Annotated in this window: 28 protein-coding genes; 15 read left to right on the forward strand and 13 right to left on the reverse strand. The window is 69.2% G+C overall.

Annotation, left to right across the window (positions count from 1 at the left end; genetic code table 11):
• Nucleotides 1-14: 14 nt before the first annotated feature.
• Nucleotides 15-734, forward strand: a complete 720-nt coding sequence (locus FB475_RS28780; RefSeq protein ID WP_141860232.1) for a helix-turn-helix domain-containing protein — start codon at nucleotides 15-17, stop codon at nucleotides 732-734.
• Here the strand turns inward: FB475_RS28780 and FB475_RS28785 are convergent.
• Nucleotides 679-1,545, reverse strand: coding sequence for a hypothetical protein (locus FB475_RS28785; RefSeq protein ID WP_141860234.1), 867 nt, complete (start codon nucleotides 1,543-1,545; stop codon nucleotides 679-681). The genes FB475_RS28780 and FB475_RS28785 overlap by 56 nt on opposite strands.
• Before the next feature lie 54 nt (nucleotides 1,546-1,599).
• Nucleotides 1,600-3,102: an LCP family protein gene (locus tag FB475_RS28790; protein ID WP_238332499.1), complete on the reverse strand. Its 1,503-nt coding sequence runs from the start codon at nucleotides 3,100-3,102 to the stop codon at nucleotides 1,600-1,602.
• 63 nt (nucleotides 3,103-3,165) lie between these two features.
• On the opposite strand from FB475_RS28790, the gene FB475_RS28795 reads away from it, so the two are divergent.
• The 3 genes from FB475_RS28795 to FB475_RS28805 are packed head-to-tail and all read left to right on the forward strand — an operon-like array spanning nucleotide 3,166 to nucleotide 4,657.
• Nucleotides 3,166-3,789, forward strand: coding sequence for a phosphatase PAP2 family protein (locus FB475_RS28795; RefSeq protein WP_141860236.1), 624 nt, complete (start codon nucleotides 3,166-3,168; stop codon nucleotides 3,787-3,789).
• Between the two features lie 18 nt (nucleotides 3,790-3,807).
• Nucleotides 3,808-4,281, forward strand: a complete 474-nt coding sequence (locus FB475_RS28800; RefSeq protein ID WP_141860238.1) for a carboxymuconolactone decarboxylase family protein — start codon at nucleotides 3,808-3,810, stop codon at nucleotides 4,279-4,281.
• A 22-nt stretch (nucleotides 4,282-4,303) separates the two neighbouring features.
• Nucleotides 4,304-4,657 carry a GNAT family N-acetyltransferase gene (locus tag FB475_RS28805; protein WP_141860240.1) on the forward strand — a complete coding sequence of 118 codons (354 nt, stop codon included), beginning with the start codon at nucleotides 4,304-4,306 and terminating at the stop codon, nucleotides 4,655-4,657.
• Here the strand turns inward: FB475_RS28805 and FB475_RS28810 are convergent.
• Nucleotides 4,628-5,413: an alpha/beta fold hydrolase gene (locus tag FB475_RS28810; RefSeq protein ID WP_337678225.1), complete on the reverse strand. Its 786-nt coding sequence runs from the start codon at nucleotides 5,411-5,413 to the stop codon at nucleotides 4,628-4,630. The two genes, FB475_RS28805 and FB475_RS28810, sit on opposite strands and share 30 nt — an antisense overlap.
• Before the next feature lie 49 nt (nucleotides 5,414-5,462).
• Between FB475_RS28810 and FB475_RS28815 the strand changes: the two genes are divergently transcribed.
• From FB475_RS28815 to FB475_RS28825, 3 genes are all read left to right on the forward strand, one after another.
• Nucleotides 5,463-8,195 (forward strand): helix-turn-helix transcriptional regulator, encoded by a 2,733-nt coding sequence (locus tag FB475_RS28815; protein WP_202878584.1) that lies wholly within the window; start codon nucleotides 5,463-5,465, stop codon nucleotides 8,193-8,195.
• Nucleotides 8,196-8,276: 81 nt separating this feature from the next.
• Nucleotides 8,277-8,720: a YybH family protein gene (locus FB475_RS28820; RefSeq protein ID WP_141860242.1), complete on the forward strand. Its 444-nt coding sequence runs from the start codon at nucleotides 8,277-8,279 to the stop codon at nucleotides 8,718-8,720.
• On the forward strand, nucleotides 8,717-9,112 hold the full coding sequence (locus tag FB475_RS28825) for a YybH family protein (RefSeq protein ID WP_141860244.1): 396 nt from the start codon (nucleotides 8,717-8,719) through the stop codon (nucleotides 9,110-9,112). Before FB475_RS28820 ends, FB475_RS28825 begins: the two co-directional genes overlap by 4 nt.
• Before the next feature lie 9 nt (nucleotides 9,113-9,121).
• Here FB475_RS28825 and ku read toward each other — a convergent pair whose 3' ends face one another.
• Nucleotides 9,122-10,036, reverse strand: coding sequence for a non-homologous end joining protein Ku (gene ku / locus FB475_RS28830; protein WP_141860246.1), 915 nt, complete (start codon nucleotides 10,034-10,036; stop codon nucleotides 9,122-9,124).
• 164 nt (nucleotides 10,037-10,200) lie between these two features.
• Here ku and FB475_RS28835 point away from each other — a divergent pair, with 164 nt between their 5' ends.
• Together FB475_RS28835 and FB475_RS28840 are read left to right on the forward strand one after the other, a co-directional pair.
• On the forward strand, nucleotides 10,201-10,644 hold the full coding sequence (locus FB475_RS28835; RefSeq protein ID WP_141860248.1) for an Hsp20/alpha crystallin family protein: 444 nt from the start codon (nucleotides 10,201-10,203) through the stop codon (nucleotides 10,642-10,644).
• Between the two features lie 398 nt (nucleotides 10,645-11,042).
• Entirely contained in the window at nucleotides 11,043-11,537 is a 495-nt protein-coding gene (locus FB475_RS28840; RefSeq protein ID WP_141860250.1) for a CinA family protein, read from the forward strand.
• Here the strand turns inward: FB475_RS28840 and ligD (FB475_RS28845) are convergent.
• Nucleotides 11,531-12,418, reverse strand: a complete 888-nt coding sequence (gene ligD / locus FB475_RS28845; protein WP_141860252.1) for a non-homologous end-joining DNA ligase — start codon at nucleotides 12,416-12,418, stop codon at nucleotides 11,531-11,533. The two genes, FB475_RS28840 and ligD (FB475_RS28845), sit on opposite strands and share 7 nt — an antisense overlap.
• Nucleotides 12,415-13,368: a non-homologous end-joining DNA ligase gene (gene ligD, locus FB475_RS28850; RefSeq protein ID WP_141860254.1), complete on the reverse strand. Its 954-nt coding sequence runs from the start codon at nucleotides 13,366-13,368 to the stop codon at nucleotides 12,415-12,417. The genes ligD (FB475_RS28845) and ligD (FB475_RS28850) overlap by 4 nt, the downstream gene beginning before the upstream one ends.
• A gap of 175 nt (nucleotides 13,369-13,543) precedes the next feature.
• Between ligD (FB475_RS28850) and FB475_RS28855 the strand changes: the two genes are divergently transcribed.
• Nucleotides 13,544-14,734: an FAD-dependent monooxygenase gene (locus tag FB475_RS28855; RefSeq protein ID WP_202878585.1), complete on the forward strand. Its 1,191-nt coding sequence runs from the start codon at nucleotides 13,544-13,546 to the stop codon at nucleotides 14,732-14,734.
• A gap of 3 nt (nucleotides 14,735-14,737) precedes the next feature.
• On the opposite strand, the gene FB475_RS28860 is transcribed toward FB475_RS28855, so the two are convergent.
• The 3 genes from FB475_RS28860 to FB475_RS28870 all read right to left on the reverse strand — a co-directional run bounded on the left by FB475_RS28860 (nucleotide 14,738) and on the right by FB475_RS28870 (nucleotide 19,135).
• Complete coding sequence (locus FB475_RS28860) at nucleotides 14,738-15,526, reverse strand: SDR family NAD(P)-dependent oxidoreductase (protein WP_141860256.1); 789 nt, start codon at nucleotides 15,524-15,526, stop codon at nucleotides 14,738-14,740.
• Nucleotides 15,523-16,302, reverse strand: coding sequence for an alpha/beta hydrolase (locus FB475_RS28865; RefSeq protein WP_238332500.1), 780 nt, complete (start codon nucleotides 16,300-16,302; stop codon nucleotides 15,523-15,525). The genes FB475_RS28860 and FB475_RS28865 overlap by 4 nt, the downstream gene beginning before the upstream one ends.
• A gap of 91 nt (nucleotides 16,303-16,393) precedes the next feature.
• Nucleotides 16,394-19,135, reverse strand: coding sequence for an AAA family ATPase (locus tag FB475_RS28870; RefSeq protein ID WP_141860260.1), 2,742 nt, complete (start codon nucleotides 19,133-19,135; stop codon nucleotides 16,394-16,396).
• A 126-nt stretch (nucleotides 19,136-19,261) separates the two neighbouring features.
• Between FB475_RS28870 and FB475_RS28875 the strand changes: the two genes are divergently transcribed.
• Genes FB475_RS28875 through FB475_RS28885 form a run of 3 tightly spaced genes read left to right on the forward strand, consistent with a single transcriptional unit; the run spans nucleotide 19,262 to nucleotide 21,094 of the window.
• Nucleotides 19,262-19,756 (forward strand): SigE family RNA polymerase sigma factor, encoded by a 495-nt coding sequence (locus FB475_RS28875; RefSeq protein ID WP_141860261.1) that lies wholly within the window; start codon nucleotides 19,262-19,264, stop codon nucleotides 19,754-19,756.
• Nucleotides 19,753-20,643 carry a hypothetical protein gene (locus tag FB475_RS28880; protein ID WP_141860263.1) on the forward strand — a complete coding sequence of 297 codons (891 nt, stop codon included), beginning with the start codon at nucleotides 19,753-19,755 and terminating at the stop codon, nucleotides 20,641-20,643. The genes FB475_RS28875 and FB475_RS28880 overlap by 4 nt, the downstream gene beginning before the upstream one ends.
• 52 nt (nucleotides 20,644-20,695) lie before the next feature.
• Nucleotides 20,696-21,094: a nuclear transport factor 2 family protein gene (locus tag FB475_RS28885; RefSeq protein WP_141860265.1), complete on the forward strand. Its 399-nt coding sequence runs from the start codon at nucleotides 20,696-20,698 to the stop codon at nucleotides 21,092-21,094.
• 9 nt (nucleotides 21,095-21,103) lie between these two features.
• On the opposite strand, the gene FB475_RS28890 is transcribed toward FB475_RS28885, so the two are convergent.
• Genes FB475_RS28890 through FB475_RS28905 form a run of 4 tightly spaced genes read right to left on the reverse strand, consistent with a single transcriptional unit; the run spans nucleotide 21,104 to nucleotide 23,832 of the window.
• Nucleotides 21,104-21,664 carry a dienelactone hydrolase family protein gene (locus tag FB475_RS28890; protein WP_141860267.1) on the reverse strand — a complete coding sequence of 187 codons (561 nt, stop codon included), beginning with the start codon at nucleotides 21,662-21,664 and terminating at the stop codon, nucleotides 21,104-21,106.
• A gap of 32 nt (nucleotides 21,665-21,696) precedes the next feature.
• Nucleotides 21,697-22,389: an ABC transporter permease gene (locus tag FB475_RS28895; RefSeq protein ID WP_141860269.1), complete on the reverse strand. Its 693-nt coding sequence runs from the start codon at nucleotides 22,387-22,389 to the stop codon at nucleotides 21,697-21,699.
• Complete coding sequence (locus FB475_RS28900; protein WP_141860271.1) at nucleotides 22,386-23,264, reverse strand: ABC transporter ATP-binding protein; 879 nt, start codon at nucleotides 23,262-23,264, stop codon at nucleotides 22,386-22,388. The genes FB475_RS28895 and FB475_RS28900 overlap by 4 nt, the downstream gene beginning before the upstream one ends.
• Nucleotides 23,251-23,832: a TetR/AcrR family transcriptional regulator gene (locus tag FB475_RS28905; RefSeq protein WP_141860272.1), complete on the reverse strand. Its 582-nt coding sequence runs from the start codon at nucleotides 23,830-23,832 to the stop codon at nucleotides 23,251-23,253. Before FB475_RS28905 ends, FB475_RS28900 begins: the two co-directional genes overlap by 14 nt.
• Nucleotides 23,833-23,905: 73 nt before the next feature.
• Between FB475_RS28905 and FB475_RS28910 the strand changes: the two genes are divergently transcribed.
• Nucleotides 23,906-24,583, forward strand: a complete 678-nt coding sequence (locus tag FB475_RS28910; RefSeq protein WP_141860274.1) for a VC0807 family protein — start codon at nucleotides 23,906-23,908, stop codon at nucleotides 24,581-24,583.
• Nucleotides 24,584-24,587: 4 nt separating this feature from the next.
• Complete coding sequence (locus tag FB475_RS28915; protein WP_141860276.1) at nucleotides 24,588-25,763, forward strand: cytochrome P450; 1,176 nt, start codon at nucleotides 24,588-24,590, stop codon at nucleotides 25,761-25,763.
• Nucleotides 25,764-25,813 lie beyond the last annotated feature (50 nt).

A 25,813-nucleotide genomic window follows, 5' to 3' on the forward strand; every position in this document is an offset into this window, starting at 1 on the left:
TGTACTTTTTTGCCATGCTGACGCTGGACGGTTACCTGCTTGCGCCACGCCGCGAGCGGTTCACGCTGGCCATCGACACCTACGAGACGTGGGCGCTGCTGCTGCCGAGGAACGGCGCCTTCGCGTTCGAAGTGACGGGGGTACCGCCCGGAACGGCAAGGTTCGGGGACATCGTGTTCTGCCCGCCCGGCGGGTCGTTGCAGCGGAGGATGCACAGCCCGGCGGCCATCTTCCACGCCCGCTTCAGCACCTCGCTGCGGCCACCGGCCGGCCGCACGCGGCTCCGCGACCTCGATCGCCTGCGCGCCGACCTGGCGATTCTGGAGGACAACTTCACCGACCTGATCGCGACGCACGTCGTCGCCGACCTCGTGCTGATGGCGCTGCGCTCGCAGCGGGACGAGCCCGCGGACAAGCTGGTGCAGGAGGCAACGACCTATCTGCACGACCACTTCTCCGCGCCGGACCTCTCGCTGGGCGAGCTGGCCGAACTGCTGGGCATCAGCGCCGCTCAACTGTCTCGCCGGTTCAAAGCCGTCCACGCTGTCACGCCGGTCGAGTACCTTCGCGCGATCCGCTTGCGGAAGGTCCGGCAACTGCTTGCCGAGACCAACGACAAGTTGCAGACGATCGCCGGGCAAACCGGCTACCGAAGCGCGTTCTACCTCAGCCGGGTCTTCACCAACCAGACAGGTCAGCCGCCATCCGGCTATCGCCGGACGCACCGCGTCTGACGACGCGGGCGACGACCGAGAGCAGGAACAGCGCCGAGAAGCCGATCAGCAACGGCCAGGCGAGTGGCTTGGATGCGTCGAACTGCTGGCGCGCCCGGAGCGCGGCCAGCAGGATCGCGCCGACCATGACGATCTCGACCTCGAGCATCCGGCGCAGAGTCGACCAGCGACCGGCACGCCAGAAGCCCAGCCCGGCACCGCCGAGACAGCTGACAGCTGCCAGAGTCCGGCAGGACAGCGGCGTAAGCGTCCACGGCCACAACGGAATGAAGGTGGCCGGCGAGAGATACATGGCGGCGCCTTGCACGACCGCGAGTACGCCGATGGCCGTGACCACGGCGCGCATCGCCGGTGGAAGCAGGCCGTCCGGCGCGGGATCGGCGTACCGGCGGTTGGCGAGCCAGGCGCCGAGGACGAGGAACGGTGCCGCGAAGTACAGCGCCGTCCAGATCCAGAAGGCCGGGTTGCCGTGACTGAACTTGTTCCAGTGCAGCACGGTCGCCACCCCGAGCAGCGTGGCGAACGTTGTCACCGACAACAAACCGGGGGAGAGCACGTGCCAGCGGCGCTCAAGCGCGGCGCGAACGAAGAAGTAGCTGCCGCCGAGGTACGCCGACGCGAGGACCATCGAGGTCATGCTCGGCCGCAGCGGCCACGCCCACAGGTGGGCAGTGTGCTGCGGGAAGAAGTACAGGATGACGAAGCCCGCGACCAGGAACGGCACGATGCACAAGGACAGGACCCGCGTGTACCTCAGAACGTGGTCGTCGCGAAGAGTTGCCCGTGCATCACCGCTGTGTGAAACGTCCATGGCGGATCGCCCCCTGAGGCCAGCTTGCGCTCGCGACGTCAGGTGGGCAAGTGCTCAGGCGCCGTTCGCTTGCGGGTGGTAGGCGCAGGCGTCGTCCAGGCTCTGGGTGCTCTGGGTGCTCTGTGTGGTGGTGGCCGGCTTCTTCGACGTCGTGGTCGATCGATGCGGTTTGGGGGCGGCGAGTGCGTTCCGGATGATTTCGCGCATGGCCGCGTAATCGGGATCGCGACCGCTCGGGAAATTCTTCGCGCCGTCGAGATCGATGCTGGACACGCCGGCCTTCTTGACCTTCAGTCCGAGCTGGATCAGCGCGGGCAGGAGTTCCTGCGGAATATCGGTACGCAGCATCTGCCGGCTCGCGGCCGCGAGCTGCCGGTACTGGGTGAGCAGCGTCGCGGGGGAGACACTGTTGACGAGGGCATGGATCGTGCAGCGCTGGCGTTCCTGGCGGGACGGGTCGCTCAGCCCGTACCTGCCGCGGGCGAACCACAGCGCGTGGTAGCCGTCGAGGTGCTGGTTCGGGCCGGGCTCGATGTAGCCGGACGGCTTCTTCGGCGCGTTCGCCCCGGGACCGATGCCGTACTCGCCGCCGATCGGCACCGGGTAGTTGACGTTCACGGTGATCCCGCCGACCGCGTCGACGATCTGCTGGAAGCCGGCCAGGTTCACCTGGACGTAGTAGTCGATCTTCAGGCCGAGCGCCGCGCTCGCGGCCAGCTTGACCGCGTCGGCGCCTTCGTTGTCGGTCGGGCCGAGGATGCCGGGGTACTTCTTCGGGATCGTGTCGTACATCGCGTCGAGGTAGTACTGCGGTTGCTCGCCGTCGCCGAGGCTGGGGTCCCAGAAACCGTTCGGATACACCTTGTGCAGGGGCGAGTTGACCGGGAACGGCATTCGCATCCAGTTCCGGCTCAGCGAGATCAGCTTGGTTGCTCCGGTCCGGGTGTCGATCGACGCGACGATCACGGTGTCGGTCCGGGTGCCGGTCCGGCCCGCGCCGTCGTCGGCGCCCAGCAGCAGGATGTTCAGCCGCGGTGTGTCCGCCCACGGGTCCTTCGCGTTCACCGTGGGGCGGGTCGCGGACTTCGACGTACCTTCGGACTGGAACACGCTGCCGACGAGGTTGCGCTGCGCCATCACGGTCTGCGCCGCGATGGTCGAGGGTACGGCGATCCCGAAGCACACCAGGCCGACGACCAGCGCGCCGGCCAACCGGCCGATGGACGTCGGGGTGAGCGGGCGCAGGAGCTTGTGGGACGCGACGACGACCCAGATCCACGCGACGGCGAGGACCACAACGAGTCCGGTTGCCACCAGCAAGCGGTTCGGAGCGACCGCCAGCCGGAGGATCACGTCTCGTCGCGCGAGGCCGAAGTACGCGGCGGCGCCGAGGAGGGCGGCGGTCGCGGACAGCACGATCGTTCCGAGCCGTCGGCGGCCGGCGAGCAGGAATCCGAGGCCGGGAAGGATCGCGCTCAGCACGGTCAGCAGGATCGCCTGCGAACTGTTCCTGGCGCGGAACGTCCGGCGATCTGCGCGGCGCGGAGTGGCTCCCACGTCTGTTCGACGCCGGGGCTGTCGTGGCGGTTGACACTTCAGGCGGCTGACTACGCTCGGACCATGGCCGACCACAGAACGCCCCCGAAGCTACCCATCGTGATTGGCGCGGTGGTGTTCCTGTGGGCGCTGGCGGACGTCGTGTTCGACGGGCCGTTACGGCGGTGGGACCGTTCGCTACTGATGGGTGCCGAGCCGTACGTCCATCAGCCGCTCGGCTGGCGACTGGTGTCCGACATCGGCGGCGTCTGGGTGCTCGTGGTCGCGCTGCTCAGTGCGGTGGTGGTCCATCTGCTGCGTCGCGGAACCATGCGCCTGCTGCTGCGGGCCGCCGCGTGTTTCGTCGCGGTCGAGGCCGCGATCTGGTTGGCGAAGGCAACCATCGGCCGTACGGCGCCACGCTCAGGGGTCGACGACCTCGAGGCACATGGCATGTCCTTTCCCTCCGGCCACACCGCAGGCAGTCTCGCTCTACTGACCATCGCCGCGGCCGTCATCGTCCCTCCCGGCAGCCGGCTCGCCGCTTTCACCGCTTGGTTCATCCCGCTGATCTCCGCAGCGGTCGGCGTCTCCACCGTCGCCCTCCACTTTCACTGGCCGACGGACGTACTGGGCGGCTGGGGCCTCGGCCTGGTCGCAGCCACCTTCATCCGGCACTCGGTCGCGGAGAAAGTCGAGCGGCAGTAGGGCGTTACTATGCGGAGGGTGCGACCGTTTCTGGACAAGGTGATGCCTGAGGCTTGGCTGGCGGCGCGCGCGTACGTGGAAGCGATTCGGTCCGCGGCGCTCGAGCGGGGGCTGACCGAGCAGGAGATCGAGTTCCTCAACCTGCGGTGCTCGCAGCTGAACGGTTGTGCGTCCTGCTTGGACGTCCACTCTCGGAAGGCGCGGCAGGCCGGGATCCCGGACCAGAAGCTGGCGGTACTGCCGGCCTGGCGGGAGACCGACCTCTACACCGATCGGGAGACCGCCGTGCTCGCGGTCGCCGAGGCGGGCACGCTGCTTCCGCTGACCGACGACCGGCGCGCGGACCTGGAAGCGGCACGGGCGATCCTCGGCGAGGATGCGTTCGTCGCGGCCGAATGGGTGACCGTCACGATCAACGCGTTCAACCGTATCTCGATCCTCAGCGAGCACCCGGTCCGTCCGCGCGATGCCGACGGCAAGCTGATCCCGTGAGCTCCCGACCGGAAGGACGACCATGAGCGACGAGCGTTTCGAAGTACAGAGCCGGCCGGAGGAATCCCGGTACGTCCTGGTCGACCACGAGGCCGCGGACCAGGTGATCGGCGAAGAGGACTACGTCGACGTCGAATCCGGCGACGACGTCCAGCGGGTCCTCTTCCACACCGCCGTCTCGGACGAGTACAGCGGCCAGGGTCTGGCGTCCGTACTGGTTCGTGCCGTGGTCGACGACGTGATCGCCCACGGCTACACGATCGTCCCGGTCTGCCCGTACGTCACGGCCTGGCTCCCCAAACACCCCGAGTACGCCGACCACGTCCTCAAACCCCACCCCCAACACCTACGCGCCGTCGCCGCCCGCACGAAGTAAAAAGTCGACGATCACTTCGGCTGTCAGTGCTGGCTGTTGCTCCGCGGGGTAGTGGCCCAATTCCTCCAGGACGATGCCGGTGACGTTTGTCGCGAGGGTTCGCAGCCCGTCGGCTACGGCATGCCCAATGGCGTAGCGCCCGCCGACCGCCAGCACCGGCGTGTGGATCGGGTTGTCTTCGAGCCGCCGCACGTCGGCGATGTCGTCGGCGCGCGACCGGTAGTAGCCGAGTCCCGCTTCCAGGACGCCGACGTAGGCGTCGACGTACGACCGGACCGCGTCCGGATCCAGCCCGGCAGGGCCGGCGCTCTGCTGGAGGAAGGTGCCGTAGTACGCGTCCTCCCGGCCGGGCACGAGCTGTTCGGCCAGGCCCGGTGCGCGATTGAACGGGCCGTGCCAGGACGGATAGTGCCCGGCGCCCGGTGCCGGGATGTCGACGTCGATCCCGGGGAGGACCTCCTCCTCGATCACGACCGCGTTCACCGACTCCGGCATCGCCGCGGCCAGCAAGAGTGCGACCGTGCCACCCCAGTCATGGCCGACGATCGAGAACCGCGTGAGTCCGCCGACCTCGTTCCCCAGCCAGCGCGCGAGATCAGTCTTCCTGAAACTGCTCATGTTCCCCGCGGGCTTCCCGAGCCCGGGCAGCGTGATCGGCACGGGCATGAATCCGTGGGCCAGGAGACGTGGCACCAGTTCTCGCCAGTGCGCCTCGGTCACCGGCCATCCATGCACAAGCACAACAGGCAAGCTCACTGTCCCATGATGCTCTTCCGGTCGGCAGGCGAGGCTGGGATGGTGGGGTGTGTGGGTCGCGGAGGGGATGGTCGGGCGGCGGCGGGAGCTTGATGCGCTGCGCGGGTGGCTCGCTGCCGCCCGGGCCGGTGCGGGGCGGGTCGTGCTGTGTTCTGGCGAGGCGGGGATCGGCAAGTCCAGGCTGGCCCAGGAGGCCGGCCGGATCGCGCTTGCCGGCGAGTGGACGGTCGCGTGGGGGCGGTGTCCGGAGGTGGAGGGTGCACCCGCGTTCTGGCCGTGGCGTCAGGTCCTGCGCGCGATCGAGGTGGAGCCGGACGTGGTGTTCGCCGGCCGGGCCGATCGCTTCACGCTGTTGGAGGACGTGAGCGACGCGCTCCGGCAGGCGGCCGAGCACAACCCGCTGCTCGTCGTTCTCGATGACATCCACCGCTGCGACGAGCCCTCACTGCTCGTACTTCGCCACCTCGCGGATCGCGTCGCGGACCAGCGGCTGCTCGTCTTCGCGACGTACCGTGCCGCCGAGCTCCCGCGGGTGCTTCCCGAGCTGATGGGTACGCCCGCACTCGAGCGCATCGAGCTGCGGCCGTTCGGCGCCGACGAGATACGCGAGCAGCTGGCCGCTCTTGCGGCAGGGGTCGACGCGGCCGCGGTGTCCGAGGTGACCGGTGGCAATCCGTTGTTCGTCCGCGAGGTGGCCCGGGCGATGCTCGACGGAACGTGGCGGCCCAGCCGGCCGCCGCGGAGCGTGCTCGACGTCGTCCAGGCCCGGCTGAGCCGGGTCTCCGCCGACTGCCGAGCGATGCTGCAAGCCGCCGCGACAGTAGGCCGCGACTTCCAGCTCGGCCTGGTCGCGGCCGCCCGGAACGAGCCGATCGAACGTCTGCTCCCGGCCGTCGACGAGGCGGTCGAGCACGGGCTGATCGACCGCACCGGTGGGGACTACCGGTTCGTCCACGTCCTCACTCGCGATGCTGTCGAGGCGACGCTCGCCACGGCCGAACGGCTCGCGCTGCACCGCGCCGTCGCGGACGCCTTACGGGAACGGTACGCCGACGACCTGTCCGAGCATCTCGCCGACATCGCCCGGCACTGGGCGTGCCTCGCGCCGTACGGCGAAGCATCCACGGCGCGAGCCTGGGCGGCACGCGCGGCGGACGACGCGGTCCGTCGGCTGGCGTACGAGGAGGGAGTACGGCTGTACCGAACTGCTCTCGGGTACGACGAGAGCCTGTCGACCGTCGAGCGTCACCGGCTGCTGGTCGCGCTGGGCCGTTCGGCGTACTTCGCGGGCGATCCCGAGGCCTGTGGCGACGCAGCTGTGGCCGCGATGAACCTCGCCCGCCGGATGGCGAGCCCCGAGCTCATGGCGCAGGCGGCGCTCGTGGTCGAGCCGACGCCGGACCTTCGCGGGCTCGCCAAGCTGCTGTGCGACGAGGCGTTGGCGGTGCTCTCCGACGACAGCGACGTGGCGCTGCGAGCGCGGTTGCTCGCCCAGCGCGCCCACCTCGCGCTGTACGACGGTGACCTGCAGCTCACCGCCTCCTTGAGTCGCGAGGCGCTCGAGCTGGCCCGGACGTGCGCCGACGACGGGGCCCTCACCGAGGCGCTGTACGCCCGGCAGGAGGCATGCCCGACGCCGACGGGCGTGCCGGAACGGCTGGAGTTGGCGGCCGAGATGCTGAGCCTCGCCCGGCGGACCGATGACGCACGGCTGGCGATGTGGGGACAGATCTGGCGCATCGGCGCGCTCGTCGAGGACGGGCGGCTGCCTGACGCCGCCTCCGAACTCGCGGCGCTACGGGTCGCGGCCGGGCGGGTCGGGGGACCTGTCGGCGCCTGGCATCTCGACCGGGTGGTCGCCTGTGTGTCCCAGGCAAGGGGCCGGTTCGGTGACGCGGCCGTGGCCGGCCGGCGAGCCTTCGAGCGGATGCGCATCATCGAACCCACGCCCGCAGCAGGCCGGTACTTCGCCTTGCACTGTGCGCTGGCCAGGCACGTCGGGATCACGGAAGACGCTGCGGCATACGTGGAAGAACCGTTGGATCCACCACCGCCGTTCGTCACGATGACTCGTCTGCACCACGCCTTCCTGCTGCTCTGTGCCGGCCGGGTCGAGGCCGCCGCGGCGGCGTACCGGCGGGTGGGTCCGCCCGCGACCTGGGTGCTGCCACCGTTCTTCGTACTCCCTGCCCACAGCTACGGCGTGTTGGTTGCCGAAGGCATCGGCCGGACCGACGACGTCGCCTGCCTGCTCGGGTTGCTGGAGCCGTATCGCGGCCGGCACGTGACCGGAGGCAACGGTGTGGTCTACCTCGGTCCGGTCGACCTGATCCTCGGACGCGGTGCCGACGTACTGGGCGATCACACCCGCGCTGTGAAGCTGCTCGAGGCGGCCGTCGAGCAGGCCGACCGGGCCGGCGCGGAAGGCTTCGCCGCTGAAGCGCGCTACCACTTGGCGGTCGCGCTGCTCGACGCAGGTGACTCCGAGCGGGCAACGACTCTCGCAGCGGACGCGGATCGGCGCGTCCGGGCGTTGGGGATGGCCGCCTACACGGACCGTACGGCGGCTCTCGTCACCCGCCTCGACCGCTCATCGGCGCTCAGCGAGCGGGAGGCCGAGGTCGCCCGGCTGGTCGGCCAGGGGCTCACCAACCGCCGGATCGCCGAGAAGCTGGTCATCTCCGAGCGCACCGCGGAGAACCACGTCCAGCACATCCTCGCCAAGCTCGGGTTCGCCAACCGCAGCCAGATCGCCGCCTGGATCGCCCGTACCGGCGTCTGAGTACCTCGTTGAGTACTCCACCGGATGTCAGTGGGCGGAGTCGCCGCCTACGTTTCGGACAACCGCTAGGAGGCGAACGACATGACCCAGACACCGACCACCCGCAACGAGGTCGACGAGTTCCTCGCCGACATCCTGCCGCGCCAGGAGGCGGAGGAACGGGCTATCCGCAACGGCGATCCGGAACCACGGATCGCGATGTGGTCGACCGTCGAACCGGTGACGTTGCTCGGCGCCGCCGGAGCCCAGGGGACCGGCAGCGGTTCGGAGCGCGTCACCGAGATCTTCCGGTGGATCTCAACGCAGTTCTCGGACTGCACGGAGTACGGGTTCGAGCTGCTGGCGGCCGGAGTCAGTGGAGACCTGGCGTACACGGTCGGGTTCGAGCGGTCCACGATGCGTATCGCGGGCGCTCCGGCGGGCCCGAGCGTCATCCGCGTAACGCACGTCTACCGGCGCGAGGACGGCGAGTGGCGGATCGTCCATCGCCACGGCGACGCCTCGTTCCCGACAGGACCCCGATGATGGACGAGCTCACCGCCTTCCTCGACACCGCGCTGCCGCGCCAGCTCTGCACCGAGACCGCGTGGCACCACGGCGACCTCGACGCCCGGCTTGCCCTGTGGTCGAGCCGGGACCCGGTCACGCTGTTCGGTGGTGGCGGTGCCTGCGTGTCAGGTAGCGACGACGTGCGGCGGACGTTCGCGGACGTGGTGACGCAGATCGTCCCGTGCCGGTCGTTCGACTTCGAACTCGTCGCGACGGGCGTCAGTGGTGACCTGGCCTACACCGTCGGCTACGAGCACGTCACGTTCGATCCCGGTCCGGTGCAGGACTACTCGTTGCGGGTCACCTACATCTGGCGACGCGAGAACGGCGACTGGAAGGTCATCCACCGACACGCCAACTATGCCTGATATTTCGGGTCAGGCGGCGCGCTTCTGTTTCTTTGCGGTTTTCTTGGCAGTTGTCTTCTTGGCCGTAGTTTTCTTTGCGGCCGTCTTTTTCGCGGTGCTCTTTTTGGCGGTGGTCTTCTTGGCCCGGGTTTTTGTGGCGGTGCGGGCCTTGCGGGCGGATTCGACGCTGGCCCGGAGGGCGGCGATCAGGTCGCTCGGGTTGGTGGCCTGCGGCTCCTCCTCGGAGTACACGACCTCCTTGCCCGCATGCTTGGCCTTGACCAGTTCCTTCACCCGCTCGGTGTAGGTGTCCTTGTACGCGGCCGGCTTCCACTCGCCCGACATGGCCTCGATCAGGTCGACCGCCATCGACAACTGCTTGCCGGTGGCGGACTTGCGCGGCAGGCCGCCGAGTTCCTCGTCGGGGTCGCGGATCTCGTCGGCGAAGAACATCGTCTCGAGCACGAGAACCTTGCCGTCGGCCCGGATCGTGGCCAGGTACTCCTTGCCGCGCATCACGAACTTCGCGATCCCGGCCCGGTTGGTCTTCGCGAGCGCGTCGCGGAGCAGCGCGTACGACGACGCGTTCTCGGCGTCCTCCGGGCCCAGGTAGTAGCTCTTCTGGAAGTGCATCGGATCGATCTCGTCCAGATCCACGAACGTGTCGATCTCCAGCGTCCGCGACTTGCCCGGGGCTATGTCCTCCAGTTCCTCGGGCTCGACGATCACGTACTCGCCGCTGCCGACGTCGTGACCCTTGACGATCTTGTCGTACGGGACCTCGCGGCCGGTGCGCTCGTTCACCCGCTTGTACCGGATCCTGTCCGAGGTGCCCTTCTGGAACTGGTGGAAGTCGATCTCGTGCTCCTGCGTGGCGCTGTACATCCCGACCGGTACCGAGACCAGTCCGAACGTGATGTACCCACTCCAGATCGCCCGCGCCATCCCCGGCTCCTCTCCTCGGCTGTCACACCGGTACCCAGCCTCACCACCTCGGCGCCGCGTCGTCGGAATGCTGACATCCCGACTTGTCATCGGATGGATGACATGCTAGAACAGGAGTGCGTGTTGACACCACCGTCGTGTCGATGATCAGGAGGTGCAGACAGATGTTGATGCGCACAGACCCGTTCCGGGAGTTCGACCGCCTCACCCAGCAGTTCTTCGGTGCCGGCGGCGGGCAGGGGACCTGGTCCAAGCCGAACCCGATGCCGCTGGACGCGTACCGGTCGGGGGACGAGTACGTCGTCGCGTTCGATCTTCCCGGTGTCGAGCCGGACGCGATCGAGCTCGACGTCGAACGCAATGTGCTCACGGTGAAGGCGGAGCGGCGCCCACCGAAGGTCCCGGAGAACGTCGAGATGCAGGTCGCGGAACGGCCGCTCGGGGTGTTCTCCCGTCAGCTGTTCCTCGGTGAGACGCTCGACACCGAGAAGATCGAGGCGCATTACGACGCCGGGGTTCTGACCCTGCGGATCCCGATCGCGGAGCAGGCCAAGCCGCGCCGGATCGCCGTGACCGGCTCAGGACAACGTCAGCAACTCGACGCCTGAACGAGTAACCGCAGACGCGACGTGGCGGCCCGCCGTACCGCGCGGGCGGAGATCCAGCCCTCGTGGTTGACGTCCCACTGGCGAGGCCGCTTCGTCGCTCGAGCACCCGGCGGAGGCGTCAGCTGTCAGCTGATTCGCGGGAGCGCTGAGGCTGCGACGGAGGCGTTGCCTCGGCATCAGGTTCGGGGCGCTGCTGGCAGGCTGCCCTGCGACGCACCGGTCCGCCGCCGAGCCGACGGTACTTCCACTGGTGCTCGTCGTAGTCGTAATAGGTGTCCACGCCACCGACTGTCATTGCCGCCCCTCCGAGGTCTCTGTGGTGCCGGTGCCCGTGGGAAAGCGTTGTAAACCTGGGGGCGCGCGTCAGGCAGCGCAGCCGCAGGGGCGAGAATTGCCGGATGACACCTGCTCGAGAACCCGCCGACGACGCCGCGAAACTCGCCGAGGAGATCGCCACGATCGCCGGTGCGAACAGCTGGACGGTCGCGGTGGCCGAGTCGCTGACCAGCGGCCGGATCGCCTCCCAGCTGGGCGCGGCTCCGAACGCGAGTTCGTGGTTCGCCGGCGGCGTGGTCGCGTACGCGTCCGAGGTCAAGTTCAAGGTGCTGGACGTCGATCGCGGTCCGGTCGTCACCGCGCGCTGCGCGCGGCAACTGGCCCGTGGCGTCGCGAGACTGATGGACGCCGACTTCGCGGTCGCGGCAACCGGTGTGGGCGGACCGGAGCCGGAGGAGGGCAATCCTGCCGGCACGGTGTTTCTCGCGGTCAGCTCGGCTTCCGGCGAGGAGGCTGAGCACTACCAGTTCGATGGCGAGCCGGCCGAGGTCGTCGAACGTACCTCGGCAACAGCCTTGCAGAACCTGCTGGTGCTGATGAGGAAGCACGCTCACTGATTGATGGTGCGCAGGCGCTGCCAGGGCTTGGTGAGTGAGCGGCCACGCAGCCGCGGCCAAGGATCGCCGGTGCCGTCCAAGCGGTCGAGCACGGTTCGCAGCGTGTGCTGGTCCGGGTGGACGTCGTCGAGTTCACTCCAATCGAGCGGCGTCGCGACGGGGGCACCCGGGCGCGCGCGGACGGCGTACGGCGGTACTGCGGTCTGGCCGTAGGCGTTGCGCATGATGTCCAGGTACAACCGGCCCCGGCGCGCGTTCTTGCGCTGCTCGATCGTGTAGCGCTTCGGGTACCGGGCGGTGAGCACGCCGGCCACTTCGCGAGCGAAGGTGCGAGCCGTGTCGAAGTCCGCCGTACGGTCGAGTGGGACGTGGATGTGCAGGCCCTTGCCGCCGGTGGTCTTGACGAGCGTCGGCAGCCCCAACTCGTCGAGCAGTTCCCGCAGATCGAACGCGGCGCGCCGAGCGGATTCGAAACCGTCCGGCGGATCGAGGTCGAAGATCAGCTGATCGGGGTTGCGCACCCGGTCGGCTCGCGACAGCCAGGCGTGCGGCGTGACGCAGGCCTGATTGGCCAGGTAGACGAGCGAGGCGGTGTCCCGGACGACGGCGTGCCGGACGTGGCCGCTCCCGTTCACCCGGTCCACGTCCGCCGTCTCGAGCCAGTCGGGGAAGTACTGGGGTGCGTTCTGGTTGAAGAGTTGCTGACCGTCGATGCCGTCGGGGTAGCGCTCCAGCGACAGCGGCCGCTGTTTCAGGTACGGCACCATCCACGGGCCGATCGCCTCGTAGTACTCGACCAGGTCGCCCTTCGTCACACCGTCGCCGGGGAAGAGCACCTTGTCGGTCTTGCTCAGTTCGATCGTTCGCCGGCCGACCTTCATCGGGCCACCTCCCGGACGACGTCGTGCGGGTCCTTGTCGAACCGCAGGCCCTGGAACCTCGGGTGCCGCAGCTGGCCGTCGCGGGTCCATTCGGAGAACGCGACCTGGCCGATCAGTCGCGGTTTCACCCAGTGCACTCCGGCGCGCGGCAGATGTCCTTTGGTGAAGGCCGGTTCGCGTTGTTCGAGCCTCGCCAGTCTGCGGCCGACCTCGTCCAGCGTGCGCCGGTCGTAGCCGGTGCCGACCTTTCCGGCGTACCGGAGATCGCCGTTGTCGTAGTACCCGATCAGCAGCGCGCCGAAGCCGGTGCGGCTGCCCTGCGGATCGGTGTAGCCGCCGATCACGAACTCCTGTTCGGCGACGCACTTGAACTTCAGCCAGTCCTTCGAGCGGCCGGCGGTGTACGGCGCGTCCGCCCGTTTCGCGATGATGCCCTCCCAGCCCTGGCGGCAGGCGTGTTCGGCGTACGCGACGCCGTCGCGGTTGCGATGGGCCGTGTAGCGGAGCGGATCTGCGTACTTGATCGACTCCCGCAGCAGCGCCTTGCGCCGGCGCAGGTCGAGTCCGGTGAGGTCGCGGCCGTCCAGCCGGAGCAGGTCGAACAGGTACAGGTACACGGCAACACCGCTGCGCCGGGCGGCCCGCGGTTCCTTGAGCTGCATCCGCCGCTGCAGCCGGGCGAAGCTCGTGACGTTGCCGTCGAACGCGACGATCTCGCCGTCCAGGACGAAGTCGCCGTGCTGCGCGGCGATCGCGTCGACGAGCTCGGGATAGCTGCCGTTCAACTCGTGCCGGTTGCGCGAGTAGAGCGCCACCTTGCCGCGCTCGGAGTGGACGAGGCAGCGCTCGCCGTCGAGTTTCCGCTCGTAGATCCAGCCGGGATCCGAGAACCGGTCCGCGGTCAACGTCGCCAGCATCGGCGGGATCCACCCCGCGTCGCGCCCGCTCACGAGCGGGCGACTTCCGCGATCAGGTCTTTCAACCGCTTGCTCGCTGCCACCATCTCCCGGTTCCCACGGTCCTACCCACCATGCGCCCGCGGGTGACCGGGAACCGCAGTACGATCTGGGCCTTTGATCCGCACGGATGGATGGGGGAGCAGTGAGCAATCCGACGGTATTGGTGGTGGGGGCAAGCATCGCGGGACCCGCGTTGGCGCACTGGTTGCGCAGGCGCGGTGCCGAGGTGACCGTCGTGGAGCGGGCGCCCGGCCTGCGACCTGGCGGGCAGGCGGTGGACGCGCGTGGCGTGGCCAAGCAGGTGATCGAGCGGATGGGGCTGGATGCCGCCGTACGGGCGGCGCGCACCGACACCGCCGGTGCGCACACCGTCGACCTCGACGGGAACATTCTGGAGACCTTCCGCGCCGAGGACGACGGCGGCGACGGATACATCGCGGAGATCGAGATCCTCCGCGGCGACCTGTCGCAGGTGCTGTACGACGACACGCGCGACGGTGTCGAGTACATCTTCGGCGACCGGATCGCCGAGCTGACGCAGGACGCGGACGGCGTCGACGTGACCTTCGAGGGCGGCGCCCAGCGGCGGTTCGACCTGGTGATCGGCGCCGACGGGCTGCATTCGGCGCTGCGCGGGACGATCTTCGGGCCGCGTACGCAGTTCCTCCGCCACCTCGGGCTCGTCCTGGCCTTCTACAGCGTGCCGAACGAGTTCGGGCTGGACCGCTGGATGATCGAGTACCAGGAGCGGGAATCCGGGCGCTCGGCCGGCCTGCGACCGATCCAGGACGCGACCCGGGCGATGGCGATCTTCTCGTTCCCCGCGGCCGAACTGGACGTCGACTTCCGCGACACCGAGGCCCAGAAGCGGCTGTTGTCGGAGCGGATGGGCGATCTGGGCTGGCTGACCCCGCGCATTCTCGCGCACCTGGACGACACCCCGGACTTCTACCTCGACCAGGTCGCCCAGGTCGTGATGGACCGCTGGCACGACGGGCGGGTCGGCCTGATCGGCGACGCGGCGTACAGCGCGTCGCCGATGTCCGGCCAGGGCACCGGGCTCGCCCTGGTCGGCGCCTATCTGCTGGCCGGCGAACTCGCGGCCTCGGGTTGGGACCCCGAGGCCGGGTTCGCGGCGTACGAGCAGCGCCTGCGCCCGATGGTCGAGGCGTGCCAGGAGATCGGCCGCCTGCACGTCGACAGCCTCGCCGCTCCCGACCCTGACGCCGAGCCGGCGCCGGAACCGGACATGGAGGCGTTCACCGCATTGATCGACCGGGCCCTCAACGGCGTCGACCTGCCCGACTACGACGGCGTACCGGACTCCGGCCCGTCGAAGTCCTCCGTCACGCCATAGCCTTCACATCGTGCTGACCATGCCGCCGTCGATCAGTACGTCGGAACCGGTGATGTTGCCCGCGGTGGGCGAGGCGAGCAGGAGAACCACCTGGGCGACCTCGTCGGGATGCGTGAACCGCCGCGTGGGCGTGTCCGCCACGGCCGCTTGACGTACGTCGGCAGCGTCCACGCCTTGCGCCCGGCTGATCGTCTCCGCGACCCCGCCCGGTCCGAGCCAGAGTGCTGTCTCGACCGGACCGGGGCTGACGGTGTTGACCCGGACACCGGCCGGCCCGACCTCCTTCGACAACGACTTGCAGAAGCTGCGAAGTGCGGCCTTCGCGGCGCTGTAGTCGATCACGCCCGGATCCGGCAGTGCGGCGTTGACCGAGCAGATCGTCACGATCGTGGACGGCGCCGCGCGGATCAAGTGCGGGAGCGCGGCCCGCGTCGCCCGTACCGCGGAGAGCAGGTTGATCTCCAGCGCCCACTGCCAGTCGTCGTCCGTGACGGCGGCGAACCCTCCGGTCCGCGGCCGGACACCGCCGACGTTGTTGACCAGTACGTCGATGCCGCCGAAGCGGTTCACGGTCTCGTCCACAAGCGCCTGGCAGCCCGCCGCCGTGGTGAGGTCGCCGAGCACGGAGATCGCCTGGCCGTCCTGCGTCAACGAGGTCAGCTCGGCCGACCCGTTCAGCGCACCGGCGCCGACGAACGCACCTTCCTCCCGGAGCGCACGAGCGACGGCCAGTCCGATGCCCTTGCCGGCGCCCGTGACGACAGCGGTCTTACCGTCCAGACCGAGCTTCACAGCGACTGCCCTCGCAGCCAGGTGAGGCAGGTGTCGGCGATCTCGCCCCAGCCGGAGTCGATGACCAGCGAATGCCCGCGGTCCGGGAACGTCTGCAGCTCCGTGACGGCCTCGGAGTGCCGGTACTGCTTGAGTGTCGCCCGGGTCACCGACTCGGGAACGGTGTGGTCCTTCCCGCTGGCGATCAGCAGCAGCGGACCGCGTCCTTGGTTGCCCGTGTTCACCTCGGCGGGTGAGTGCGGGCTGAAGTTGGCCGCGGCCGCCTCGAACAGCGGCCGGCCGGGCGCGGGGATCGTCCAGCGGTTGTACAGCTCCGCGGACTCCTCGTCGGACACCGCGTTGGCGAAGGCGAACTTGAACTGCTCGGCGGTCAGCGAGACCGCGCGATGCTTGTTGGCCGGGTTCTTGAACACCGGCAGCGTCGCGCGCAGCGCCGACAGCGGCACGGGCAGGACGCCCTTGATCTGGGCGGCGTCGATGGCGATCGCGGCCTTCGCCCGGTCCTGTCCGAGCAGCTTCTGGGCGATCATGCCGCCGAACGAATGACCGATCAGGATCGGTGGTTCGGGCAGCGCGTCGATGAGGCCGGCGAAGTGGGTGACCACGTCGTCGATGCCGTGATCCGCGATCGCGTCCGGGTCCCGGCGGGACTCCTCGACGGTCTCGCCGTCGCCCGGCCAGTCCGGGGCCTGTACGTCGTACCCCTCGTCACGGAACCGTGCCAGCCACGGTTCCCACGACGTGGCGTGCAGCCACAGCCCGTGAATGAAAAGCACGGATGTTCCCACAGTCGGCTCCCTCGTCCTGCCGGGGTGCCGAAGCGCACCGCGGTACCTGTGACGCTAAACGACCGGGACGCTGTGGGCTTCAGTCGGATGACTGCACGTCCTTGAGCCGATCGGTCAGTACGGCGGCCAACTGCTGGCGGCTGGTCACTCCGAGCTTCGGGAACAGCCGGTACAGGTGCGAGCCGACCGTGCGGTGGGACAGGAAGAGCCGCTGGCCGATCTCGCGGTTGGACAGGCCCTGAGCAGCCAGTTCGGCAATCTGTGCCTCCTGCGGGGACAGCTGCTCGCGCCCACTGGACGTGGGGTGCCAGCCGCGCTCACCGGTCGCTCGCAGTTCCTGGTCGGCGCGCGCGGCCCACGGCTTGGCGCCGAGCGCGTCGAACGCGGTGCGGGCGGCCCGCAGCGGGTCGCGGGACTCGGTGACGCGTCGCCGGCGGCGCAACCAGCTGCCGTACGCGAGCTGGAGCCGAGCCTGGTGCCACGGGAACGGGCGCGCCGCGCCGGAGAGCGCCTTACCGAACAGCTCATCGGCGACTGCATCGTCGGCCAGCACGGCTCGGCAGTACTCCAGCGCGATCGTGGTGCCGATCGCGGGCGAGCCCTTGGCCCGTGCCACGACCGAGTCGACGACACCTGTGGCCTCGTCACGTACGCCGCTGCGGGTGGCGGCCTCGGCGAGGTAGCTGATCGTCCAGGCCTGCTGCACCCGCTGGTAGGCCGAGTCGGTGGGTACGAACACCCGATGCAGTTCGGCGTACGCCTGGCTGGGCCGATCCGCGGCGAGTTCCCCGATGCCGCGGGCGAGCTGCGCTCCGGCCAACAGCGACGAGCTCGCGTTCGGCAGTTGGAGTGCGATCTGTTCGGCCTGCAGGAGGAGCGCGGGCGGCGCACTCCAGTGCCCGCCGACGGCGCCGATGAAGGCCGCCGCGATTCGCGCCGTACCGGCCCAGACCCGCTGGCCGGTTTCGTCCGCGAGCCGGATCCCCTCGTCGGCGGACCGGGCCACGTCGAAGACGCCGAGGTTGATCTCCGCCCACGAGCGGATCGCGAGGGCCTCGGCGAGCAGGCTCAACCGCCCGTCGGCGCGCAGGTCGTTGACGGCGGTCGACAGCAGGGAGTCGGCCCGCAGGAAGTCGCCGCCGCAGAACGCCGCGATGCCGAGCAGCGCCGCGACGTCCGCCCGTCCGCCGTCGTCCGGCGGTGTCCGGTCGAGCTGCTCGATGACCGCCCCGTTCAGCTCGAGCGAGTCGGCGAGTCCGAGTACGGCGAGCACGCGTGGATCGCCCGACGGCACCGAAACGTCGTGCGTCGCGCTGACGATGTCCCGCCGGACCAGGTCACCGGGATCGCGCCACCACACCCGGCGCGCGGCTCCGAACAGCAGCTGCATGGCAAGGTCCGCGTCACCGTCGCCGGAAGCGCGCCGCGCCAGCTGCACCAGATGGCGGATCTCGGTCGGTTCACTCGTGGCACCGTCATGGAAGACGCCGGTCAACCTGGTCAGTCGTGACCGGTCCCGCGGGCGCAGGGTCGTCCGGGCGACCCGGGAGGTCACCTGCTCGACCTGGGCGAACCCGCCGAGCTCGTACCCCAGTTCAGCGGCGCTGATCAGCCGCCCGGCCTCGTCCAGCGGGTCGGGACTCAGCGCGGCCGCTCGTTCGAGCCTCGCCAGCGCCGTCGCGAACGCGCCTCGGCGCTGCGCCTCGGCCGCCGCTTCCTCGAGCTCCGCGGCGACGGCTTCGTCGCGCCCGGACACCGAACCGGCCCGATGCCAGACAGCTCGGTCCGGTACGCCGGACAGGATCGTCGCCAGCGCGGCGTGCACCTGCCGTCGCCGGTCCGGCGTCATCGCCCGCCGAAGGGCCGAGCCGATCAGCGGGTGGGCGATCGCGTACTCCGAACCCGACTGCGTGAGCAGGCCGAATTCGAGCACCCGCCAGACAGCGTCCCGGTCGACTGCGGTGCCCGCGACGATCGCTGCGGCGGCGAGAACCGGTTCCAGTTCGTCGCCGTCGTCGAGCGCCGCCACGTCGACCACCGCGCGGCCGACCGGATCCAGCTCGTCGGCGCGCGCGGTGAACGCCCGCTCCAGCCGCGCGGTCATCGGCAGTTCCTCGTCCGTGCCGGTGTCCGGCGTACTCGCGAACTCGAGGAGCGCGAGCGGATTGCCGCCGGACTGCGCGACGATGCGGTCGCGGTGCGCCGAGGTCAGGTCGGGTGCGTGGTACCGCAGCAGCGCCTGCGAGTCCTCCGCCGCCAGCCCAGCGACGCGGGTCCAGGTGGTCGTCCGGTCGTCGCCGAGCAGCTGCGACTCCGACCGTGAGGTACTGAGCAGAATCACCCGCTCCGCGGCGATCCGCCGCGCCACGAACGCCAGCGTGTCGACCGAGGCGCGGTCCATCCACTGCAGGTCGTCGAGGCAGACCAGGACAGGGATCTCCGCGGCCGCCTCGACGAGGAGGTCCAGCACCGCCAGCGAGGTGAAGAACGGGTTGACCTCGGGCGCCTCGACCAGTCCGAAACCGGCCAGCAGAGACTGACGTTGCGGCGCAGGCATCCCGGACACGCGCGGCAGGATCGGCGCGAGCACTTGGTGCAGTACGGCGTACGGCAGTTGGGACTCCGACTGGATGCCACGGGCGCGCAGTACGGTGAAGCCGGCGGTCTCGGCGTACGTCGCGATCCGCGCCTGCAGGGCGCTCTTGCCGACGCCCGGCTCACCGGTGAGCCCGATCGAGACGCCGCGGCTGTCCACCTCGTCGAGATAGCGCTGCAGTTCGTGCAGAACCCCCTCGCGACCGAAGAGCCTGGTCAGCGTCATGCACAGAGCATGCGCTGTCGGTCGCCTTTCCTCCAAGCGGTGACCTGTTGCTGCGTGCAAGGTGGGATGCAACCAACTTCGGCCTGGGAGGCGTGTCTAACCCGGTATCGAGGATCGGGAGGACAGATGAGTGACCGGGACGCCGCGTTCGAGGCGTACTTCGCCGCACGTTCGGACGCCATGCGGGGGACGGCGTACCTGCTGTGCGGTGACTGGCATCGGGCCGAGGACCTGGTTCAGCAGACGTTCACGAAGATCTACCTGGCGTGGCGGCGGATTCATCGGCACGAGGTGATGGACAGCTACACCCGGCAGACGCTCGTCCGAACGTTCCTGTCCGAGCGGCGGCGGGGATGGTTCCGGCACGAGTCCGTCGGGTCGCCCGACGCGGACCGGCCGGCACCGTCGTCCGGCCACGCCGACGAGCGGCTGCTGTTGCTGGACGCGCTCGCCAAGGTGCCGCCGAGGCAACGGGCGGTGCTGGTCCTGCGGTACTGGGAGGACCAGTCCGTCGAGCAGACCGCCGCGCTGCTCGATTGCTCGGCAGGAACTGTCAAGAGCCAGGCCGCGCGCGGGCTGACGACACTGCGCGGCCTGCTTGATGAGGAGAAGGTTCGATGAACGAAGACGAGCTCACTGAGGCGCTGCACGACGTCATGGTGCGCACCACACCGCCGCCGCCGATGGATCCCGCGGGTGCGCTGATCCGGGCCCGCCGGGCGCGCAAACGACGTACGGCGGTGGTGACCACGGCCGCCGTCGCCGCCCTGGTGGCCGGTGTCGGGGCGGCTCCCGCGGTGCTCGCACACCACAACCGGTCGGCCGGTCCGATGGTGGCGGGTCTCCCCAGCGCGACGGGGCCGGTGCCCACGCCGAAGTCTTCGGCCACCGTGACATCCACCGCGACGTCTACCGTGACGCCGACGACCGCGCCGACGACCCGGAAGTCCGGCGACCCATGGCCGGAGGGTCAGGTGGACCGTACGGCGTCCGCGGGGCCGCGCGCCGACCGGGCCGTGGCGTTGATGCGCGACGTGAAGGCTTCGGTGCCGGCCGGGTTCAGCGCGCCGAACCTGAAGTACCCGGACGGTCGTGCGATGGGGTGGCCGCAGGCGCAGTACGCCTCCAGCGACGGGGAGCCGGACTACTGGGAGTACCAGGCTCTCGTGCCGGTGCAGAAGGGCAACCGGGTCGGCGAGCTGGTCGTCCAGTCGACGACACCCGATGGAAAACCGGCAGTGTCACCGTGCAAACTGGCGTTCTGGAGTGAGCGGGGCGCGTGCAGCATCGTGGACGTCGGCGGCAAGAAGGTCGGCGTGATGACCACGAACGGCAAGGGCAGCTTCGACCAGGTCGCCGCCTACCGCTATCCCGACGGCACCGTCGTCATCGCCGCCCAGTCGAAGAAAAGCGGCGACGAGACCCGGCCTCCGCTGACCCAACCCATCTTCACCACCGACCAACTGGCCGCGTTGGTCACCGCGCCAAAGTTCAAGATCAGCAACTGACCGCGGATCGGGAGCCGGTGCAGGTGACCGGCTCCCGATCTAGCATCCTCGGGTGAGTAAAGCCGAGATCGATCGACTGACCGCCGAGTTCTTCGGAGCCTTCGACAACCGCGACGGGAAGGTTGCCGACGTCGACCGGATCCGGCGAGTGATGCTCCCCGAGGGCGTCATCGTTTGCACGGCACCGCAGTACGCCGTCTACAGCGTGGAGAACTTCATCGAGCCACGCAGGGCGCTGCTCTCCGACGGACGCCTCACGGAGTTCTCCGAATGGGAGGTCTCCGAGCGGACCCAGGTGGACGGTGACCTGGCAGTGCGCTTCAGCGAATACGCCAAGTCAGGCGTCCGGGAGGGCCGGCCCTTCGAGGGCACGGGCGCCAAGACGCTGCAATTCGTCCGCTCGCCCGAAGGTTGGCGAATCTCGGCCGTTGCTTGGTACGACCACCCCTAAAGGCGCGAATCAGTGGAGCATGGTGAGGACGTCCCGCCAGGCGCTGGTTGACGCGGCGGGGGAGTAGTCGGGGTGGGACTCGTCGGTGAAGTAGTGGCCCGCGTCGGCGTACTCGCGGATCACGGCGACCGCGCCCGCCTCCTCCGCGGTACGACGGAACGCTTCGACTTGGTCCGGTGGGACGAAACGGTCGCCGGCCGCGTAGTGCAGCTGGACCGGCGTTCCGGGACGTACGCCGGGTGGAACCGGGGCCGGAGCGTGCAGGCATACGACCGCCGCCGCGCCCAGACGATTCGGCCACACCTCGCCGATCACGCCGACGCCCATCGAGAAGCCGATCAGCACGGCGTCGTCCGGCACCCGCGACAACGCGTCGTACGCCCGTCCGGTGATCGTCGGCCAGCCGATATCGGCCATCAACGCGAACCCCGCCTCGATCTCGGGCACCGCGGTCCGGCCACCGAACAGATCGGGCAGAGAGACCTGATGCCCGAGGGCCCGCAACCGCTCCGCCGCCGCCACCTCAACCGCCCGCAGCCCCCACATCGAATGGAACAGCACGATGTCCATTCCCCGAGTCTCCCAGGACGCGACCTGACGTTTCAGCCGGCGAACCCGAGGCCTGCCGTATGTGGTTTGTAGGCAACGAGTAATGCGCTCGCCAGGTGTCGTACCGGGAAGATTTCCCCGATGTCCGCCAGCCAGCGCGGCAGTGCCGGGACGGCGACGAACACTCCAGAAATGAAGTAGAGCGGCAGCATGAACGCCATCGCCGCCGGCAACGCGGCATCCTCGTTGCGGACGATCGACGTGAGCGCATAGCCCAGACAGCAGAAGGATGCGGCGCCGACCACCACGGTGACCGCGAGGGCCAATGCGGTGCGACCGGGGACGTGGGCGCCGTACGCGATCCACCCGAGCCCGAGCAGTACGGCGGCCATGACGACCGCGACGAGTACGGCGGTGAGGACGCGACCGGCGATCACCGAACCGGCTGGGACCGGGGTTGCGCGGCGGCGCTTCAGCACGCCCCGTTCGCGCTGTGCGGTCACCGAAGCCGCGAGGTTGCCGAAGCAGGCCGCGATGACTCCGAGCGCGATGATGCTGGGTACGTAGTACTCCGAGGTACTGATGGATCCACCCGCGACCCGGGTCCGGTTTCCGCTGCCGCCGAACACCGACGCGAAGATGACCAGGAACAACACCGGCAGCGCGAGCGTGAAGAACTGCGATTGGCGATTGCGGAGAAACGCACGGAGCTCGTAGCCGCTCAGGTACACCGCCATCCTGATCATCGCTGCACCTCGGCGCCGGTGGATTCGGTCAACGAGAGGTAGACCTCTTCGAGCGTCGGGCGATGGACGTCGAGATCGGGGAGGTCGACGCCGCGGCCGACTGCCCAGTTCCCCAGCAGTTGGAGATGGCTGAGGGGACTGTCGCTGCGGATGACCGTCGATCCTCCCGGCCCGGGCTCGACCAAGCGGTACAGCCGCGGAGGAAGTTCCTCCGATTTCACCTGCTGAGGGAGTGTGAACCTGATGGCAGTGGTCATGTGGTTCCGTCCACCGAGCGTGCGCGGTGTGCCCTCGGCAACGACCTGCCCGGCGGACAGCACCATGATCCGGTCGGCCAGGTACTCCGCCTCGTCCAGGTAATGCGTGGTGAGGAACACCGTTTTCCCGAGCCGACGCAGCCCGGCGACGACGTTCCAGGCGGCGCGGCGGGCGGCCGGGTCGAAACCAGTGGTCGGCTCGTCCAGGAAGATGAGCTCCGGGTCGCCGATGAGTGCCAGCGCGAAGTCGAGCCGGCGTTGCTGGCCGCCCGACAGCCTGGTTGCGAGCGCGCCGGCCTTCTCGGTGAGGCCGACCAGCGCGAGGGTCTCGTCGACGTCGCGCGGTGCACGGTAGAACCCGGCGTACATCGCCAGGCACTCCCTGACGGACAAGCCCGGCTCAGGCTGGGACTCCTGCAGGACGATGCCCACCCGATTCCGCCAGGCGGCACCTGCTGTCGCGGGATCTTGCCCCAGCACGGAAACCTGCCCTGCTGTGCGCTGCAGGAAGCCTTCGAGGATCTCCACCGTCGTGGTCTTGCCGGCTCCGTTCGGTCCGAGGCAAGCGAAGATCTCGCTTAGTGGACGCTGTCCACCAGGGTTGTCACCGTCCGGCAAGCGTTCGCGAGGTGGCCCGGATCATCCGCACGAGGTCGTCGCGGCCGGTCGGCCGGCCCGCATCGAGCCAGGAGAGGATCAACTCGATGGCCAGCTTGGGAATGAGGCCGGCCACCCAGCGACGATGCGCCTCGTCCGGCAAGACGTCGGTCAGATACGTCTCGGTGATGCGCGCCGCAAGGCGGATGCGTTCCTCGGTGTAGGTGGCGAACTCCGGTTCGTGCTGGGCATGCCTGAACAGCAACCGGAAGCCGTCAGGGTCGTCGCATGCCGCGTCGACCAACGCCCGCACGGTCTGCTCGTCGTACTGGTCGGGCGATCCGAGGCGTTCGCGCAGCCGCTCCTGGGTGTCGTCCAGGACTCCTTGGTACAGCTCGGTCTTCGACGCGAAGTGCCGATAGATGATCGCGCGGGTCACACCCGCCTCGCGGGCCACGTCCTCCAGGCCGGTAGCGGCAAAACCCTGGCGCGCGAACGCGGTCGCGGCGGCCTGGAGCAGTTGGGCCCGCCGCCGGTCTCTCGGCAGCAGCCGCCGCCTGTTCTGCGCAGTTTCCTCGACTTCGGTCATGCCGCTCATCCTTGCACCTCTGATGTGTACACTCCCAAGTGTACACATCAATGCCTACACATTGGAGTCCAGGATGACGAGTTGGAGTGCGCCTCCACGGCTAGGAGTCGGCCTGCTGTCGAATCGGGCACTGCGGCTGAACATCGTCGCGCCGGTGGCCGCGTACTGGGTGCTCTCGAAGCGCGGCATGAGCACGGTGGATGCGCTGGCGCTCTCGGCGGTCTTCCCGGCGGCGGGTGGCGTGCTGGCCATGCTGCGGAACCGCAGGGTCGAGCCGCTAGCCGTGCTGTCGCTCGGAGCGATCGCTATCGGGCTGGCCGTCGGGCTCCTCTTCCATGACGGACGGATCCTGCTGGTCAAGGAGTCGTTCACCAGCGGTGCCCTCGGCCTGGTGTGCCTCGGCTCGCTCTTGACACGTAAGCCGGCGATCTTTGTGCTCAGGCGGCGGCTGTTCGTCCCGGACGATTCCGAGGCTCAGGCCGAGTACGACGGCAGCTGGCAATCGCGAGCCGTACAGGCCGAGGCTCGCCGGACCACGGCGATCTGGGGAATCGCACTGCTGGCCGAGGCCGCCGTACGCGTTGGCCTGTCCTACCTGCTGCCCGTCGGGACGATGGTGACGATCTCGCCGCTGTTGGCGCCGGTCCTCCTCGGTCCGCTCGCCGTGTGGAACCTGCGGCCCCGCCAGGACCGGCTCGGCGAAGCGGCAACCCCGGACACCCCCGTCCCGAGCCGATCGAATCAGGAGTAGGAGGATGGAACAGTTGCCCTTTCCCTCGGACGACATCCTTTCGCTCGCGCCGCGCTACCGCGAACTGCAGGACGTGGAGCCCGTGACGCAGGTGCTCACCAGTGCAGGCGACGCGGCTTGGCTGGTCACCCGGCACGAGACTGTTACCGCGTTGTTCGGCGACGACCGGCTGGGTCGCTCACACCCTGACCCCGACCGCGCTGCACGGGTGTCATCCTCGGTGCTGCTCGGCGGTCCGGTCGGCGAGCACAACACCGAGCAGACACGGCACCGCCAGTTGCGACGGCTGCTGGCCCCGGCCTTCTCCGCTCGCCGGATGAACCTGCTGAGACCTCGGGTCGGGCAACTCGTCGACCACTTGCTCGACGAGCTAGCAGGGCAATCGGCCGACTGGCACCAGGCGTTCTCCGTCCCGTTGCCGGTCATGGTGATCTGTGAACTCCTCGGCGTCCCGTACGAGGACCATCCACGCTTCCGTCGCTGGGCCGTCGACCTGACCTCGCTCACCGACCCCGCCCTGGCGGGCGCCGCTCGACGGGACCTCGTCGGCTACGTGCACCAGCTGATTCCGCGGAAGCAGAACGAGCTCGGCGAGGACGTGATCTGCGATCTGATCCGCGCCCAGGACGAGTACGGCCTCACCGACACCGATATCGCCCGGACCGCCGCGATGCTGTTGTTCGCCGGGCACGAGACCACTGTCACGCGGCTGGACGTCGGGCTGCTGCTGCTCCTCAGTCATCCGGAGCAGTTCCACGCGCTGCGGGCCGACCCCACGCTCGTGCCCGGCGCTGTGGAGGAAATCCTGCGCCTGGCCGCGACCCCCAGCATGACCGGCGGCCTGCCGCGCTACGCCCGCACCGACCTGGTGATCGGCGAAACCACCGTTCCGGCCGGCGACGCAGTCATCCTCGCGTCCCAGGCGGCCAACCGTGACCGGCGCGTCTTTCCCGATCCCGATGCCTTCGACATCACCCGAACCCCGAATCCGCACCTGACCTTCGGCCACGGCTCCCATTACTGCGTCGGCGCCGCCTTGGCCCGCATCGAGCTCCAGGAAGCCTTCATCCGCATCCCCGCTCGCCTTCCGGGCCTACGCCTGTCCATTCCCCGCCACGACCTGCGCCCCCGCGACGACACCATCACCGGCGGCCTCACCGCCCTCCCCGTCACCTGGTGACCTTAGTGGACACTGTCCACTAAGTCGAATACAGTGAAGGTCAATCTAGT

This window comes from Kribbella jejuensis (assembly GCF_006715085.1).
Lineage (GTDB): Bacteria > Actinomycetota > Actinomycetes > Propionibacteriales > Kribbellaceae > Kribbella > Kribbella jejuensis.